Source organism: Bacteroides propionicigenes (assembly GCF_018390535.1).
In the GTDB taxonomy this organism is placed as follows: domain Bacteria; phylum Bacteroidota; class Bacteroidia; order Bacteroidales; family Bacteroidaceae; genus Bacteroides; species Bacteroides propionicigenes.
The window spans coordinates 527,871-543,312 of the sequence record NZ_JAHBBW010000002.1 but is presented as its reverse complement, the minus strand read 5'-3'; the positions used below and the strand labels follow the sequence as shown (position 1 = coordinate 543,312).

The following is a 15,442-nucleotide window of genomic DNA, read 5'->3' as shown; positions in this document are numbered from 1 at the left end:
TGCGATGATACATAAAACCGCATACATCCTTGCCTACGATATGCTGCGAAGGAAAGGGGGGCATGATTGGGTGGAGCGTCGGGCTGGTGGGATAATTGGACTTCCCTATCTCTCATTAATTTTGGTGGCATTACTTACGCTAAAAGACGACCCGAATAACGGTCAGAAAATAGTTACCGGCATATTGATCGGATGGGCGGTTGTCGCAGCATGGTGCATCTCCGGATTTCAGTTCAAACCTTCTGATTGGAGAATGGAAATCCGAGAAGAACTTGATTTGCGTCCTCTATATTGGAAAAAGGCGATAGAGGTGTACTATGCCGTTGTCATTGCAGTGGCGGTAGTGGCAGGCATTGTCATGCCCAATGTATAAATCCGAAGTGAAACATTAGTGGGAAATTCGCTACGGTCAGGGCGATGACGATAAGGACTATTTTGGCGAGCTTCCTGCCGGAGTGTTTCATCTTTCCGTAATATTTACGGAGCGCTTCACGCCGCCCGGCTGTGTAACGGAGCTGGCAAAATAAGTCGGGAAGAAAGCAAAGAATCATTACTATGGCAAAAGCAATTATCCAACTGAAAAGGCGAAATAGTAGCGGTATTCCAAGCGGTATGGTTATGGCAAACAGCCAGCATAGGAAAAGCAACATTCTCCCATTGAGATTGTTATGCTCTCGCTCGCTCCATTTTTCGGCTACATACCACATATAGTCGATGAAGCAGAACCGGTATTTGCGATTGTCCTTATCCATGCTCTCACCTCCATACAAAGAAATCGACCAATATGAGGATAATCAGAACGCTGACCAGCACTATCTTAATCCGTCGGCGTGTTTCGGGTTTGCAATCATCAAAGAACCATAGCTTTCCATGAAACTGCCACTCACATGCCCATTTCCAACGGAACAGCAACCCTGCAAGCCATAGGGCAAGCAACCCGACACCAAACAGCAACCCGTATTTAGGGTGAGCCTGCAACCACTCGAAAAACGCTTCCGCCTTGCTGTTCATAGCTTCGTATATATCGGTAACTTTCATTGCATAATTATCATTTGTCATACCATAATTCAATATACCAATCGCCCTCAATGTGTCTTGATGCCATACCGCCCGGTGCATCCGGATCATTCCTAACAAGCTCAATCAGGTCGTTCAGTTCCCAATTGACCGCATAGGTTGAGTCCTCCGCGAACCTGTAAGCATACTGCTTGTCCACACTCGGCCCGACAGACCAACCGGCAGAATAGTAAATGATAGAGATGCTTGGAACAATGGTGTCGGGCAGTTCCTCAATGGGAGGAATTGAGCTAAAATCGCCATGTTCAATCTGCCACAAAGTATGCCGGCTTTTGAAATACAATCTCCTACCACCCACCGATGCAAGCAGGGAATCAAGATGCGTGCATTTTTCATTGCCAAGACTTGACAAACACAATGAATCCGTTGCGCTCCCGATTGGATAGAACGGAGGGTAAATGTCGCCATACGGGCAATTCAACAGAATTTCGGTTATTTCATTAAACGCATCTTCATGGGCATAGAAATTATGAATCATATCCTCGTCAGACGGAGGATTGAAACCTCTGTTGCCACACCCTACGGCAATGAAAGCCACTACAGTTGCCGACAATAATACTTGCAGAAATCTACTCGCCATAGCCGATAATCGTGATTCCGAACGCAAAAATAATGTTTTTCGTCCACTCAATCACCACGTTATGCCGAAAAACAATGTGCCGGATGCTCTTTGTCTGCCGTAAAAACAGTATTTTTGTAAAAATGGAAATCAGCTATGGCTTTCAAACGGAAATATAAGTTCAGCATAATAGACCACCTGTATTATGCGGGTCGCATACGACGCATCCACAACAGGTGGTCTATGCCGTTGGATGCTATCTTCTTGTGGGTTTTCGCTGTTGTCCCTTCGCTTCTTATAATAAGATTCCTATACTGGGTAATACCGTTGTGGCTGCCGTCAGCTTTGTCTGTCGGCTTGGTCTGGGCAGCAGTAGAGGTGTATTCAAAGATTGAAAAGAAGTACTTTACCAAAGCGCGGGAGCGTGCCTATTACCGCCTTTATCCTGAAAGAAAGGATAAAAACTATTTCTGGCTTCAGTTACTATTGCCGCTTGGTCTGTTTCTGATTAATTTGGGCATAGCCTATTGGCTTTTCTTTGTGTATCAATGAGCGGGAAGAATGGTAATAGTTTATGGTTCTGATATTTTAAAATTTAGACAATGAGCAAAATTCCAACGATAATTGTGATAATGTTATTATGCGGTTGCAGTTCCATGAAACACTACGGCGTGTTTCAATGTGACAATGGCAACGATTATGTCAGCGAGGGATTGTACCGTATCGTGGACAAGCGAGGGCGTATCGGGTACGCGGACGAAAGCGGCAGGACGGTCATCAAGCCCCGCTTCGCCTTCGGCTTCCCATTCGAGAACGGCAAGGCAAAAGTAACCGACAAGGGAGAAATGAAAGAAGTGCCGGGTTCGGACGGAGAATACCACTATTGGAAAAGCGACGAATGGTATTACATCGACAAGAAAGGGAATAGAAGTGAAGAAAACAGACAACAATAGTCTTACTTGAGAGACTTGAAAATGCCGCAAGGGAAACCGATTTGGGTTTATGGATGAACGAGACAATACATGCGTCAGATACATAGATATTTATCGTTTCGAAACACGGACGGGAGCTTGAAAGGCTTTCTAAAAACATCCCTGCTGTGCGATGATGCTTCTCAAACGGGACAAGTTTTCTGCTAGGGCAGTCTTCACGGAGAGCAGGTAATTCCTGCGCCCCCCCTTCCGTGCCGGAATCCATCACGATCTCGGAAATGCCGGCATCCCATTCCGAGGGAAAAAGCTTGTAGCCGGTATGTACTTGTCTTGCCAGACGGTTGTGAATCACTTGATAGTAGAGCGAGCCTTCCTTCATCTCGACGGAAGAGGCACGGAATTTAACTTTTATTGTTGCCATGAATATATCTGTTATTTAATTTTTCACCTGAAAACTAATCCCGGGGAAACCATTGCATGAATATTCATCTGCCTTTAACACATCTAAAAGCAAAAAGTCCCTTGGCGCACCGGCGTCACAGGAACTTTTCACATATAAAAGACACATGTTCTTTCACTGTATGCGTATATATTCCGAATACCTGATTTCCACATACGGGTTGTCACTGGAAATGGACTGATGGATAGCCTTTACACGCTTCCAGAACCACCATCCCTTGTATTCTACCCAAACCGCCTGATTGAGGGTTACCGGAACTTTGATGTCGCCTTTGAGCCGTTTGTTCTCGATCAACCCGGTAAGTTGGATATACGGTGTAACCATCTCCACCTTCTGCCGCAGCAGTGGAACGGTATCACGGATAATGAGCGTGTCACGGATGGCGGCATCTATCGGGGCTTTCACTTCGACTTCATGCCGTGCAGCCACTTCGAGGTTCCTGATTTTCACGCCTAGCCTTTCGATGGTCTCGGCATCCTTGGCACGGAACTCTTTATACTCATCTATAGTCAGCCGCAATGCCTTGGCATCGAGGACCATCGTCGCTGAATCGATCTGCATCCGCTTCACATCGGAAAGCAGTGCGGTGCTGTTCATGCGGAATCGGTCGCGTTCTTCCGTGAGGCGTATTGTCCGCCGGTGCTGCAGCCAGAGGATGCTACAGAGCAGCAACACCGTTGCCAGAAGTATTCTGTTTAATCTACTCATATGATACTGATTCTTCGGGGATGAACCACAGAAATTCATCCATATAGATTTCTTCCAACAATACAAGGCCGCCCCGGTTCTTTTTTCGGTTCTGCGGGAGGTCTTCAACGACCAGTCCACGGCGACCGACCAGTTCGTCCAACCTCATTTCGGAGAGTTCAGGCGAAGCGATGATGGTAACGTATGCATTCTTTTTCATAACTGGTCTTTCCATGATGTTTTTACTTGTGCGTTCCCTGACATTTGAGAAGTTCACGGATATCGGCACGGATTTCGTGCAGGTCATTCTGTACCGTGTTGAGCTGCATCATGGTTGCCTCGAACACGGACTTGTCCAGCTTCATGGCGTTGATACGGTCATACTGGTTCTTGATTTCCACTTCCAAACCGATACATTTGGTTTCCAGTTCTGCAATTTGGGCGGTGTTGTTGACATGCTGTATGTACAGTGTCAGCGAGAACGAGAGTACCACGACAATGATCTTGAAGTACTTCATTACAAATTCTTTGAGTTGTTCCATATCTTATTCCATTAAAAGTGAGAATGCGTCCCTGATAGCCCTCAGCAGAGTCTCGGCTGCCGCACTATCCCGGAACCCATAGATGACAAGCGCGATCATCATCGCCAGATAGACCCACCAGGCGATTTCTTCCTTAGTGATTTTACGTTTCCGCTTCGCCATCTTTTACAGGATTTTGGGGTACGATTACATTGAAGATAACATTGCCGTCGCTGCCTTCGATACGCAGGCGGTTCTCCTCCTTGTGCCTGATGGGGAAGATATCCATCAGCGCCTTGGCGGCATTGACCGACACGGCCCTGAGCGGTGCCGGAGAGAGCGGCACACCGAAACGGTCTGTATAGTCCGAAGTGGCCGTCTCGTCCATGATTGCCTTGAGAGTCTCGGTCACCTGCAGCTTTACAGCCATCGTCTCCATCTCGAACCGTTCCGAGGAGAGCAATGCCTTGATATGTGCCAGCACATGCGGTTTGTTCATCAGGTAATTGGCCGAAGCATACGGGTTCTTCACCGTATCCTCACCGAATACCTCCACAAAGCATTTTTTCGGCCGTCCGGCATATTCCAGCCCGCCGTTCACATAGAGGTTGCAGAATTGCAGCTCCTGCTCCGTGAGCGGTTTCTCTTCCGGCCTATCCTGCGTGTTCGTTATCTTGTCTGACATCGGTTCTTCCTTCCTTTTCTGAAAGAGTAGCGGGTTTGTATCCCGGAGGTTTTACAAAATCCGCCTTTTCATTGAGCAACTGCTCCATTAATGCGTCATAGAATACCTGGGCCAACGCATCGGCACACGCCTCCGCATCCGCTAGCGAGTTGATGAGCCGCAGGTTGAACTTGATTTCCAGGTCGTAGCCCGATATGAACGCCATCAGTTCGTTCCCGTCATAGCCCAGCGCCCCGTAGGTCATCCGGTCCGCCGTACGGAATGTAATGGTCTCGGGAATCTGTTCCCGGTCAATGCCTTGGGCTTCCTTATTCGTGTCCATACTCATATCTTGAAATATTTACGGGTTTTCTCTTTCTTCTGTGTAGCGATTGCCGCCCCTTCCGTCTGGCGCAGACGGGAGGTATAGACCCCCAGGATGTCAAGCGTGGCCGTCACATCCGCAGCCGCATCGTGGGCATCGTCCAGTTCCACCCCCAATTTTGAGGCTACCAGTTCCAGTTTATACGAAGTAACCTCCGGATCAGCGGCAAAAGCCAACCGTCCCATGACAAGCGTGTCGATGTAGTGCGGCTGGAAGTTGCCGTAATAGTCCTTGGTACCGGAAAAGGTCTTTTCAAACTCGGCGGCCAGTCCGGCATAGTTCATCAGCTGTTGCAGGAATCCGATATCGAAAGCGATGTTCTGTCCGACCAGCACGGGCTTGCACTGATAGCCCTTCGAGAGGGTGCTGCGTTTGGCGAAGGCGATGACTTCTCCGGCGACTTTCTTCATGTCCACACCCTGTGTGCGCAGCATCTCCATGGTAATGGCGGAATAGTCCAATGCCGTCTGTTCGTACTTCATCGGGACATATTCCGGTTCTTTCGCCTGTTCATGGCGGGTACGCAACACCTTGCGTCGGGGAAGCCCCGCGTCCTGTTTCCCGTAGGGGGCGATATACGCCTGATAGCGGTCGAATACCTGCCATGTGTCGAAACGGACGGCTTGCAGGGCGATCTGTGTACAGGCGCATTCACGGCAGTCCAGCCCTCCGGTCTCGAAGTCCAGCCCGATGCCTACATATATCTTCTGTTCTGTCTTGGGTGCCATATCTTTTCAGGATTGAATGAATAACAATGAGTTCCTATAGGTCTGTAATGTATTGCATCCGTTGTAGTCGCTGTAACGGATGACGGCAGTGAGGATGACCACCCGGTCTTTGAGCGACTGGATCACGGTGTGGTGTTCCATGTAATAGTCGTTCCAGCATACACATTCCGCCAGACGGTTGTTCTGGGAGAGTGTCAGCTTGGCGAAACGCTTCCGGCTTCCCGTCTCCCTGTCCTTGTAGGTATGTTCGGTTACATCCACCACCGTGGCGCAGACAGTCGCACGCCTGCCGTCGTTCTCGTCCCGTGCCACCTCGTCCAGGGTCAGGTAAGAGGCTTTTCCCTTGACCTGCCTGCGGGCTTCCGAATTGTTGAAGATGCGGCGATAATCGATGCTGCCTATGCCCGACACGGCAATCTGCTGCTGCGACCAGAAGAAATGCCGCCCGCGCATGTCCTGCGGGAAGTCTTTTTCAGAAAGGGAGAATCCCAGTTCCCGTGCTGCGCGTTCGAGCAGCGCGCAGCGTTCGGTAACCGCCCCGACTTTTTCGATACGGTCGAAGCATCCGGCAAGGATCATGTGCTTGACATGCCGGGCGTTCACGGGGACTTTCACGGCCTCTTCCGCGTTGTCGGGGTCGTCCCAGTAACTGTATTTCTTGAGTTTGTAACGGAATATGCGGTGGATGAAGTTCTCGATACCGGTATATGCCCCGCCCCGGTCGCGTTCCGTGACGATGTATTCCACTGTCTTGACACCGACCTGTTTGATACGGGTAAGCGACCAGAAGATTTCATCGGTGGCATAGTCGGTGAAGAACTCCGTCCCGGAGCGGTTGATGTCCGGCGGCACGATCTTGGCCGACGAGCAGCGTTCCATCTCCGCCATCAACGAAGGAATCTCCTTGTCGTCCGCCCATTGCAATGCCACCGTGTAGAATGCCGAGGGGTAATTGGCCTTGAGCCATGCCCCGCAATAGGCTGTAAGGGCGTATGCCGCGGCATGGGAACGGTTGAACGAATATTTCCCGGCTACCTCTATCTTGTGCCAGATTTCCTCCGCCTCATAGTCCGGGCATCCGTTCCCGACGGCTCCGGCAATGAAATCCGCCTTCAGCGTGGCCATCAGGTCGGCTTTCTTCTTTCCTATGGCCTTGCGCAGATAGTCGGTCTTCCCGAGGTCGAATCCCCCGAGCGTATGAGCAACGGACATGAACTGCTCCTGGTAGACCATGATTCCGAAAGTGTTCTTCGTTGCTTCATAACAGCCGTAGTTATAGACCGGGGCCACTTCGCCACGCCTGAAACGGACATAATCATCGGTGGCACCGATGTCGAGTGTGGCGGGACGGTACAGGGCATTGATGGCGATCAGGTCCTCGATACACTCCGGCTGTACATCCTGGATAAACCGGGTAATGCCCGGCGAAGAGAACTGGAACACATTCTGCGTGTTGCCGTCCGAGAGCAGTCGGTAGGTCTTCCCGTCTTCCAGCATATCCTGCGTAATACGCCCGATAGTAAGTTCCTGCCCGAAATTCCGGTTGACCAACGCGATGACGGCACTCAGTTTGGCAAGTTCCTTTGTCGCCAGCACATCCTCCTTCAACAATCCGATCTCATCGACCGAATAGCCGTCGAACTCCGATACCAGTGCCCCGTCCATCTTACGGACCGGCAGGAAATCGAAGCATTCGGCGGGCCTGCCGTCCCGCGTGTCCGGTGTGACAACGATGGCCGAGGCGTGTATGGAGGCCGCTTTGGGCTGTCCGAGCAATCCTTGCACGTCCTCGATGACCAGCGGATAGGTCTGGATAAAGTCCCGAAGTTTTCTGTTGAAGGCAGCCTGTCTGAACAGTCCTGTCCAGTCCGTGCCGTCATCTATCATGGCGGTAATATAGTTCACGATGGAGTGAGGCACGCGGTGTACGCGTGCCACGTCCTTCAAGGCGGCTTTCAGTTTCATCGTGGTAAAGGTGCCGGCGGAAAAGACACGCTGGCGGCCGTCCGCGTTGTACCGTTCTTCCAGGTAATCCTTGATCTCCTGCCGCCGGTCGGAGGCATAGTCGACATCTATGTCCGGCAGCGAAGCGTGGCCGCCTTCTGTCAGTCCTTTGTCCACAAAGGCATCCATGACCGTCAGCGGTCCGTCTGCTTTCCTGATTCTTATATGTGTTACTTTCATCTGATATATTTCTTGTATCGTATTATCGCGCTTACCGTCTGGCGGCTGACACCGTACTGTTTTGCCAGGCTGTTCTGGGAAGCCTGGCCGGAGGAATACCTCACCCGTATCTCTTCCGCCTGCCCGTTGGTCAGTTTGGCGTTCACGCTTTTCTCGCCGTAATCCCGTTTGAGGCCACCCGCTATGGCATGTTCCATATTCCGCTGGTGCGTACACATTTCCAGGTTATCCGCACGGTTGTTGTCGCGGTTCCCGTCGATATGGTTCACCTCCAGTCCCGGATTCCAGTCGGGCAGGAAGTGCTGTGCCACCAGACGGTGCACGGAGAACTTCTTTCCGACACCGCCCTTGTAGAGTCGGACACAGTCATAGAGCGAAGTCGTCCCACACCAATGACACATGATACGTTCGGGTTGTGTCCAGGTGATACCGTCATGCGAAACTTGCCGTTCCAGACTCTTGACACGCCCGAGGTTGCTGATCTTGTACTTTCCTTCATAGTTCTTGATATCCACCCAGATTTCCCGGGTGTCAGCCATGGGTTATACGGTTTAGTGCTGTCTGAAAAATTCCCAGGTCTATCTCCACGCCGATGAACCGGCGTCCCGTATTCCGGCAGGCCACGGCTGTACTGCCGCTGCCCATCGCAAAGTCGAGGACGATGTCTCCTTCGTCGGTGTAGGTGCGTATCAGGTATTCCAGCAGGGCGACAGGTTTCTGTGTCGCGTGCAGGCAGGAGAGCTGCTTGTCCGTCTTGAATTTCAGCACACTGCGCGGATAGCGTTCCGTGGATATGTAATCCCGGAAATTATCGTGCTTCCGGTATATCTCGCCGGCATCGCATTTCCGCTGATGTTCGGCCATCACGACCTTGCGCTTGTGCCCGTCCGTCTTGATCGGATGATACTTCGGCAACCTGTCGTAAAAGACCAGAATGTCCTCGTGCGCCTTCATCGGCATACGCCTGGCGTTTAGGAAGCCTGTCGCCTGCGTCTTCTCCCATACCCAGGCATACCGCAGCCTGCGGAGATTGGAGCTGCCCAGCAGGCTCGTAAAAGGATGCTGGCAGAACAGCAGTACGGGAGTGTCAGGTCTGGATATGCCCTGTACAGCATTCCACATCCCGGGGATGTCTATCACGGCGTCCCATCGACAATGTGTCGTACCGTATGGAGGGTCTGACAATACCATGTCGGCAGTGATGCCTTCTTCAGCCAGCAGGGGCAGCACATCGAGTGCATCGCCCCGGTAAAGGTCGCAACCGTCATAGGGACGGTGGTGTTCGTAGGTCGGATTCATGGGTTTCGAGTTCCTTTAGGTTCCACAAGCAATCTCGGCGGTCAAAAAGGATTTCGTCGCCACACATCAATTCATCTGCGTATATCGTCCGCTCTTCTCCGTTACGGATTACCCGCATCCGGGCATCCGTGCACAGACGGTAAGTCTTGCCTTCAGATTCCATCTCCACATAGCGTTCGCCCTTGCCGAGTGTGATGTCCGGGGCAAGCACCGTCAGTTCGTCTTTCCAGCTGAGCCCGCAGCGTTCCGGCACGAGGAAGCGCGAGAAGATAAGGTCGTATTTCAGCGGGTCGATGGAGGTTATGCCAAGCAAGTAGGAAACCAGCGAGCCCCCGGCGGAACCGCGACCTATACCAGTTGCGATGCCTCTCCGGTGCGCCTCCCGCACCATATCCCACTGCACCAGGAAATAGTCCACATTGTCGGTCGATTCAATGATATAGACTTCCTCGTCCAGCCGTTCCCGATAGCGTTCCCGCTCCGGTTCCGGCACTTTCCGGTCCAGCCCGTCGTCAAGCAGTCGGAGGAACATCGTACGGCGGTCACCATACCGTTCCCGCTCTTCCGGTCGCATACGGTATTCCGGCATGAACATTCGCCCGGTCTCGAATGAGGCGTCCGCACGTCCGGCAATCTCCACCGTGGGACGGCACATGCGCCTAAACAGGGAATCGAAGTCCCATTGCCCGGAGAACAGAGGACGGAGCGTGTCATACAATTCATCCGCTGTCTTGAAATACTGGTCATCGCTCTGTTCATGGGCGGCTCCCGTGGCAATCTTGTTCACCACGATTCTGTACCCTGCATCGTCCTTGTCCATGTAGTAGCAGTCCGGAATCAGGACTGGTTCTACTGTAAATGAATCCGTGTCGGCATCATAACAGTTGCCGAAATAATATTTCAGGGCTTCTAGTTGCTCCCTGTCGATGCGGTCCGCCTTGTATTCGTTGGCGTCGACCTGGTAATAGACCGCTTCGGCACCTTTCCGGATACGCTTCACCTGTTTGGGGTGTCCGGCCATCCAGTAGACGGAACGGATGGCGAAAACCACCACACAACCTGCGGCATACATCAGCAGCTGTTCATAGCGGAGGGTGTTGTCTTCCGAATCGACCATGACGGCCCGTTGGATGCGCAGCAGATTATGCAGCCCCTCGTTATCCAAGGCATAAATCTTCAGCCCGACACGTTCTTCTTCGTGCATCATTGTCAGCGAGTAGCCGAATATATGTTTCAGCCCGGTATTGGCGCACTCCTTCTGAAGGTTCAGCGTGGCGGCCATTGTATTGCGGTCGCAGATGCCGACAGCCGTATGCCCGAGCCATTTCGCCTTGCGGCACAAATCTTCCGGCGAGCAGCAGGCGTTCAGCAGCTCGTAGGAGGTATGGATGCCGAGGTTCACGAAAGGTACATCATGTACCGGAGGCTTGGGCCGGCCGATATATTTCAGCAGGTTGAAACGGAATTCTTCCCGCAGGTCATAGTAGTACCAGTTCCTGCCGAACGGGAAGGCCACATGGAAGATTCCTTCTTCCATCAGCACATCCGGACTTTCCATCAGGTTGAACACGAGCTTGTCCCCGTCGCCGCGGAAGATGGATTCCACTCCCGACAGGTCGGCCGTGAAAAGCCGCCCGAAGCCGGGAATATCCACCACTTCCGTATCGACCGGGATATAGGTTATCCGTTGTGCATCGAGCCATGAGAAAAGTTCCTGTATCATCTTTCCTGTACTTTTTTGAGTTTGTATTCAAGGACGGACAGCAGGCGGCAGGCGAAAATCCCGTAGATTTCCGCTTCCGTGAGTTCGTCCCAGTCTTTGGCGGCATCAGCAATGTCCGCGATGAAAACCTCGAAATAGGGTTTCAGCCGTTCAGCCGTCCGCTTTACCGACTCGACGGCATCACCATCGTAACCGATGACTACGGTTCTGACGCCTTTCGATTGCAGCTTGTAGATCTGTACATCGGATATTTTCTTTCCGAAAGTGGCCACGGCTGCGACATGGGAATTGTCATAGAGTTCGAGTCTGCGGGTCAGGGCGATGACATCGAAAATACCTTCCGCGAGGATGACCGTATCGGTTTCATCCATACGGACGGCATCGTAGTTATAAAGGAGTCTGGAAAAGTCGTTTTCCGTGGAGTTCCGGTAACGCAGGATCTTGTACCCGCCGCTATGTCTGGTCTTGCGGTTGTGGGCGTCTATATCCTCTTTCGGCCAGGTATGGCGGGAGACATAGCCGACAACCGTACAGTCATCGATGACCGGAAAGACGACATAGTCCGCGTAGCGCGGATTGAGCCTGCCGGTTATCCCGACCGGGAAATACTCGTAATCGTCGAAACAGAAGCCGCGCCGCTGCAAATACGGATGCCGGAAAGTGCGCTTGTAAAAGTCCGGCAATTCGACCGGCACCAGTTCGTCGTCTATTTCTTCCGCCTCGTCCTTCTCCAGCAGGTGCAGGTTCAACGGTGCGGCAATGTCAGCTGTCTGCAAAACCATCAGGTCCATGCGACCGATAGCCGCCAGAAGTTGCTCCAATGTACGGGTGGATGCCCCGCAGGAGAAGCAGTGGGCCATGAAAGGCCGGCGGTGGGCAGTCGCCTTGCCGATGTAGATACCGAACTTACCGCCCGACTTTCCGCAGAACGGGCAGCGCGGAACGATAAGGTTCTTACCGCTCCCGTCCCGTTTGGCACCCGTCTCGCGGGTTATCTCCGAAACCAGATATTGATATTCCTGTACCGACAGTTCCATATTAAGGTATAGTCGTGACCGCTACAGGTTGGTTTGAAATGTTTGGAAAAAGAATCCGGATTAGCCCAATAAAAATAGACCGGCAGAATCATGGAAGGTCTTTCCACCCAAAGGAAAAGAGAAATTGTCTTCCCGGCTGGACAAAAAATGACTGCTTTTGTCTAATCGATAAAACAATATATAAATAAGGAGATTGATAATCAGCATTGGCTGATTATCAGGTGTAGAGATGTACTTTTCTAAAATGATCACTCTCTACATAAAAAAAGCGTATTTTTTGTGCAGTACAATAAACATACTGAATGAAAAGTATCGTTTTCCAATTACTACAAATAACGGATTTGTATTTGCGAGGTCATTCGAACTTTCCTCGAACAAAGGTCGTATGATATCTCGAACGCCAAGACCCGTGAGCGGAAACTGAAAGTCTTGGAGGCGGCAGAGGAATTGAAATGTGAAAACCTGCTGTTGATAACATGGGGAACGGACGATATGGCGGAATACAAAGGGCATACAATAAAAATCGTATCTGTCCGGAATTGGTTTTACGCATGTAAGCTGCCATATATTCTCAACATTCCAGTCGTTACAAGTCAAAAAGCCACCGACACGCCGCATCCGGATCGATGGCTTTTTATTCCCTGTTCAGATTCAGTGTCCTCTGCCCGTCATAGAACACCTCATTGTCGTAGTCGGTGGCAATCCTGATAGTGTCTCCTTTCTTGAAGAACCGGCTTTTGGCCACGTGCAAGCGCATAACGTTCTCCTTTCTTTCAGCCGATGACTGGTTGAGCGAAACAAGGTGCGTGCACGGGCGGGCCAGACCTTTGGCCTCCGAACAGTTGTACTCGGTCAGCACGTTCCGCTCGTCATTCAGCCACTCCCGGTCTTCGATGGTAGACTGGTAAGTCACCACCATCCATACCTTTTCGTCCGCCGCCAGGTCCTTCAGGTCATTAGCCACCGCGATACGCTTCGCCCGTTCATGGTCGGCTCCCCATGAACGGCGGTTGGCATCCGTCAGCAAGTCCATCGAATCCACAATCACGATGTCCGGATTATATCCTTTGAGCTTCCTGTATTCCGAAATGCCGTTCTTGATGTCGAGTGTCGAGACCTGGGCATTGAAACGCGGGTAACTGCGCACCGTGATGCTTCCGGCATACGAGGCGACCAGTTTTTCCAGATGTCTCATCTCCGTATCCGAAATCTTTCCCCGCTCGTAATAGTAGGCGTTCCTGGAAATCAGTCCGCCGGAATAGGCGTTCAACGCCTCTTCTTCCGAACCTTCCAGCTGGAAATGCAGCACATGCAGCCCGTCATCGATGTCCGCCCTGACACCGATCCATTTGGCGATGTGCGACTTTCCCACGCCTGTGCTGGCCAGGAAACAGGTCAGCTGACCTCGCAGGTTACGTCCGGCATTGAGCGCATCCAGATACGGGATGTAGAAGCGGGACACACGAGGGGCGGCCGAGCGTTCCTCTTCCTCCTCGCGCCGGCGGTTCCTCTCGAAACGCTCCTTGAAAGTCGCGGCCACATCGACGAACGAGGAACTCTTCAGCGTGAACCCTGCCAGCCACTCGGCATATTCCCGAAGAGTCTTCTCCGCCTTGTCCTGTTTGTTCTCGTTATACAGTTTCCCGACCTCCGCATAGACCGACTGCAACCGGACCCCCTTGATGTAGGACTCCAGCATGTCGGTCATCACCTCGGCACTCTGTCCCTCGTCATACTCCCGGAAAGTGTCTATCAGCTCGATGGCGTCGTAATCCTCATGGAAGGTCTGTGCCAGCACGGCATACGACGGCGGTGTCTTGTATGTCTTGAAGTGTACGGCTATCGCCTCCTGTACCTGCTGGAACGAACGGTCCGGCAGGTATTCCTTACGCATATGCCGGGCTAGGACAGCACACAACGGTTCCTGTCTGAGCGCCGTGGCATAGAGTTCATACAGGAACTCGGCACTGAGCGGATTGACGGCACTCATGGCTTCGCCTCCTTTTTCCGCCACGCCTCACAGCGGATACGGTACAGTTCCGGATAGCGCGCCTGTGTCCTTCTGCGGCATGGCTCCGCTTTCGCACATTTTGAGCATGACGGGGAGAAAGGCGTCCACATCAGCGTGGAGAGCGCACAGACGAGATATCCCGCTTCGGTGGAGAGCAGTCGCCGCTTGGTCGTCTCCTCGTATTCCGGATAAATAAAACGCCCGAACGGATGGCTGCGGCGGTCTTCCACTGCCCGCGCCAAATCATGCCGTGACAGCCCGAAACTCTTCAGCCACCGGTCCTCCCGGTAGCGGCGTTCCTTTCCCGAGCGGAGATAGCGGCCGATGGCTTTCTTTCCGAATGAATGGGAGACGTTCCATTTCCTGCGATACGCGGTATCATATCCGGAAATGGCATATGTCTGGCAGATACAGAAGTCGGACAGGCGTTCCGCACTGACGGAGACGACCTCCCGGCACAAGCCGTCGAAACACATCCCGAGCTGCCTGTCCGACTTGCCGCCGGTAGGGAACACAAAATCCGCCCACACCGTGGTGCGGACCAGCCGTGTAAAGAGCCTCCGGCATCCGTCAATCCATTCTTTTCTCTCCATCGCGTGTCAATAGTTTGCGCAGCTGCGTCTTGGCTAGGAAGATGCGGCTTTTTACCGTTTCTACGTTCCTGGTCTGCAAAGTACCGTTGTTATAGGTGATTTCCATGATTTCCCCGAGTTTGTAACCAGCCTGCTGCAAGAGCAGGGCTTCCCGGTAAATCGGTTTGAGCCGGTCCAGTGCCCAGAGGATGTCATCGTTATAGAACTCGCGGTAGTTGTCCATCCCCATGCTGTTTCCCGACGGTTCGTCCTCATCCGACAGCGAAGAGGATATTTCCGAAATGTCGATATTGTCGTCCGGGGGCATGCGGTTCCTGTTGCGGTTGTTCAGGTCCGCCACAAGCCGTTTGGTCACGGCATAGATCCAGGTCTTTACCGGACGGGCCGGGTCATAACTGTCCATATACTTGAAGAAGTTGGCCAACGCCTCGAGGTAGTTGTCCTCGATGTCCTCCTGGTTATAGGTATATTTGATACAAATGCTGTATATCAGATTCTTGTGCGGCATCACATATTTTCTGAGAAGTTCCGCCCTCTGTCTCGCGGATTCGTCTTCAGGCTGGAGAACCGCAATAAACACAT

At 52.1% G+C, this 15,442-nt stretch carries 21 protein-coding genes; 3 read left to right on the top strand and 18 right to left on the bottom strand.

Going from position 1 to position 15,442, the window contains the following annotated elements; all coding sequences use genetic code 11:
* Positions 1-4 precede the first annotated feature (4 nt).
* The gene (locus KG118_RS05240; protein WP_018665651.1) at positions 5-373 is read left to right on the top strand and encodes a hypothetical protein; all 369 of its coding nucleotides are present in this window, start codon (positions 5-7) and stop codon (positions 371-373) included.
* On the opposite strand, the gene KG118_RS05235 is transcribed toward KG118_RS05240, so the two are convergent.
* Genes KG118_RS05235 through KG118_RS05225 form a run of 3 tightly spaced genes read right to left on the bottom strand, consistent with a single transcriptional unit; the run spans position 357 to position 1,657 of the window.
* Positions 357-752: a hypothetical protein gene (locus KG118_RS05235; RefSeq protein WP_018665652.1), complete on the bottom strand. Its 396-nt coding sequence runs from the start codon at positions 750-752 to the stop codon at positions 357-359. The two genes, KG118_RS05240 and KG118_RS05235, sit on opposite strands and share 17 nt — an antisense overlap.
* A 4-nt stretch (positions 753-756) precedes the next feature.
* A complete protein-coding gene (locus KG118_RS05230; RefSeq protein WP_009316572.1) occupies positions 757-1,038 on the bottom strand; it encodes an Imm17 family immunity protein in 282 nt (93 codons plus the stop codon).
* Between the two features lie 10 nt (positions 1,039-1,048).
* Complete coding sequence (locus KG118_RS05225) at positions 1,049-1,657, bottom strand: DUF4948 family protein (protein ID WP_213388367.1); 609 nt, start codon at positions 1,655-1,657, stop codon at positions 1,049-1,051.
* A gap of 135 nt (positions 1,658-1,792) precedes the next feature.
* Between KG118_RS05225 and KG118_RS05220 the strand changes: the two genes are divergently transcribed.
* Positions 1,793-2,188, top strand: a complete 396-nt coding sequence (locus tag KG118_RS05220; RefSeq protein ID WP_009316570.1) for a hypothetical protein — start codon at positions 1,793-1,795, stop codon at positions 2,186-2,188.
* 50 nt (positions 2,189-2,238) lie between these two features.
* Positions 2,239-2,589 (top strand): WG repeat-containing protein, encoded by a 351-nt coding sequence (locus tag KG118_RS05215; RefSeq protein WP_009316569.1) that lies wholly within the window; start codon positions 2,239-2,241, stop codon positions 2,587-2,589.
* Positions 2,590-3,142: 553 nt separating this feature from the next.
* Here the strand turns inward: KG118_RS05215 and KG118_RS05210 are convergent.
* From KG118_RS05210 to KG118_RS05140, 15 genes are all read right to left on the bottom strand, one after another.
* On the bottom strand, positions 3,143-3,736 hold the full coding sequence (locus tag KG118_RS05210; protein ID WP_008860767.1) for a DUF6549 family protein: 594 nt from the start codon (positions 3,734-3,736) through the stop codon (positions 3,143-3,145).
* Positions 3,729-3,935: a hypothetical protein gene (locus tag KG118_RS05205; protein WP_008860768.1), complete on the bottom strand. Its 207-nt coding sequence runs from the start codon at positions 3,933-3,935 to the stop codon at positions 3,729-3,731. Before KG118_RS05205 ends, KG118_RS05210 begins: the two co-directional genes overlap by 8 nt.
* Positions 3,936-3,957: 22 nt before the next feature.
* Positions 3,958-4,257, bottom strand: a complete 300-nt coding sequence (locus tag KG118_RS05200; RefSeq protein WP_004322861.1) for a hypothetical protein — start codon at positions 4,255-4,257, stop codon at positions 3,958-3,960.
* A 3-nt stretch (positions 4,258-4,260) separates the two neighbouring features.
* Positions 4,261-4,419 (bottom strand): hypothetical protein, encoded by a 159-nt coding sequence (locus KG118_RS05195; RefSeq protein ID WP_008860769.1) that lies wholly within the window; start codon positions 4,417-4,419, stop codon positions 4,261-4,263.
* Positions 4,400-4,921: a hypothetical protein gene (locus KG118_RS05190; protein ID WP_009316566.1), complete on the bottom strand. Its 522-nt coding sequence runs from the start codon at positions 4,919-4,921 to the stop codon at positions 4,400-4,402. The genes KG118_RS05195 and KG118_RS05190 overlap by 20 nt, the downstream gene beginning before the upstream one ends.
* The gene (locus KG118_RS05185; protein ID WP_009316565.1) at positions 4,890-5,249 is read right to left on the bottom strand and encodes a hypothetical protein; all 360 of its coding nucleotides are present in this window, start codon (positions 5,247-5,249) and stop codon (positions 4,890-4,892) included. Before KG118_RS05185 ends, KG118_RS05190 begins: the two co-directional genes overlap by 32 nt.
* Entirely contained in the window at positions 5,246-6,013 is a 768-nt protein-coding gene (locus tag KG118_RS05180) for a 3'-5' exonuclease (RefSeq protein ID WP_008860772.1), read from the bottom strand. The genes KG118_RS05185 and KG118_RS05180 overlap by 4 nt, the downstream gene beginning before the upstream one ends.
* Before the next feature lie 6 nt (positions 6,014-6,019).
* Entirely contained in the window at positions 6,020-8,197 is a 2,178-nt protein-coding gene (locus tag KG118_RS05175; protein WP_009316564.1) for a helix-hairpin-helix domain-containing protein, read from the bottom strand.
* Positions 8,194-8,736 (bottom strand): HNH endonuclease, encoded by a 543-nt coding sequence (locus tag KG118_RS05170; RefSeq protein ID WP_004322855.1) that lies wholly within the window; start codon positions 8,734-8,736, stop codon positions 8,194-8,196. Before KG118_RS05170 ends, KG118_RS05175 begins: the two co-directional genes overlap by 4 nt.
* Complete coding sequence (locus KG118_RS05165; RefSeq protein ID WP_229119263.1) at positions 8,729-9,388, bottom strand: DNA-methyltransferase; 660 nt, start codon at positions 9,386-9,388, stop codon at positions 8,729-8,731. The genes KG118_RS05170 and KG118_RS05165 overlap by 8 nt, the downstream gene beginning before the upstream one ends.
* Before the next feature lie 73 nt (positions 9,389-9,461).
* Positions 9,462-11,219 carry a PHP domain-containing protein gene (locus KG118_RS05160; protein WP_004293558.1) on the bottom strand — a complete coding sequence of 586 codons (1,758 nt, stop codon included), beginning with the start codon at positions 11,217-11,219 and terminating at the stop codon, positions 9,462-9,464.
* Positions 11,216-12,256: a toprim domain-containing protein gene (locus KG118_RS17615; protein ID WP_004293559.1), complete on the bottom strand. Its 1,041-nt coding sequence runs from the start codon at positions 12,254-12,256 to the stop codon at positions 11,216-11,218. Before KG118_RS17615 ends, KG118_RS05160 begins: the two co-directional genes overlap by 4 nt.
* Before the next feature lie 634 nt (positions 12,257-12,890).
* Positions 12,891-14,246 (bottom strand): DnaB-like helicase C-terminal domain-containing protein, encoded by a 1,356-nt coding sequence (locus KG118_RS05150; protein WP_004293560.1) that lies wholly within the window; start codon positions 14,244-14,246, stop codon positions 12,891-12,893.
* Entirely contained in the window at positions 14,243-14,860 is a 618-nt protein-coding gene (locus tag KG118_RS05145) for a hypothetical protein (RefSeq protein ID WP_008672745.1), read from the bottom strand. The genes KG118_RS05150 and KG118_RS05145 overlap by 4 nt, the downstream gene beginning before the upstream one ends.
* Positions 14,838-15,440, bottom strand: a complete 603-nt coding sequence (locus KG118_RS05140; protein ID WP_004322848.1) for an RNA polymerase sigma factor — start codon at positions 15,438-15,440, stop codon at positions 14,838-14,840. Before KG118_RS05140 ends, KG118_RS05145 begins: the two co-directional genes overlap by 23 nt.
* Positions 15,441-15,442 lie beyond the last annotated feature (2 nt).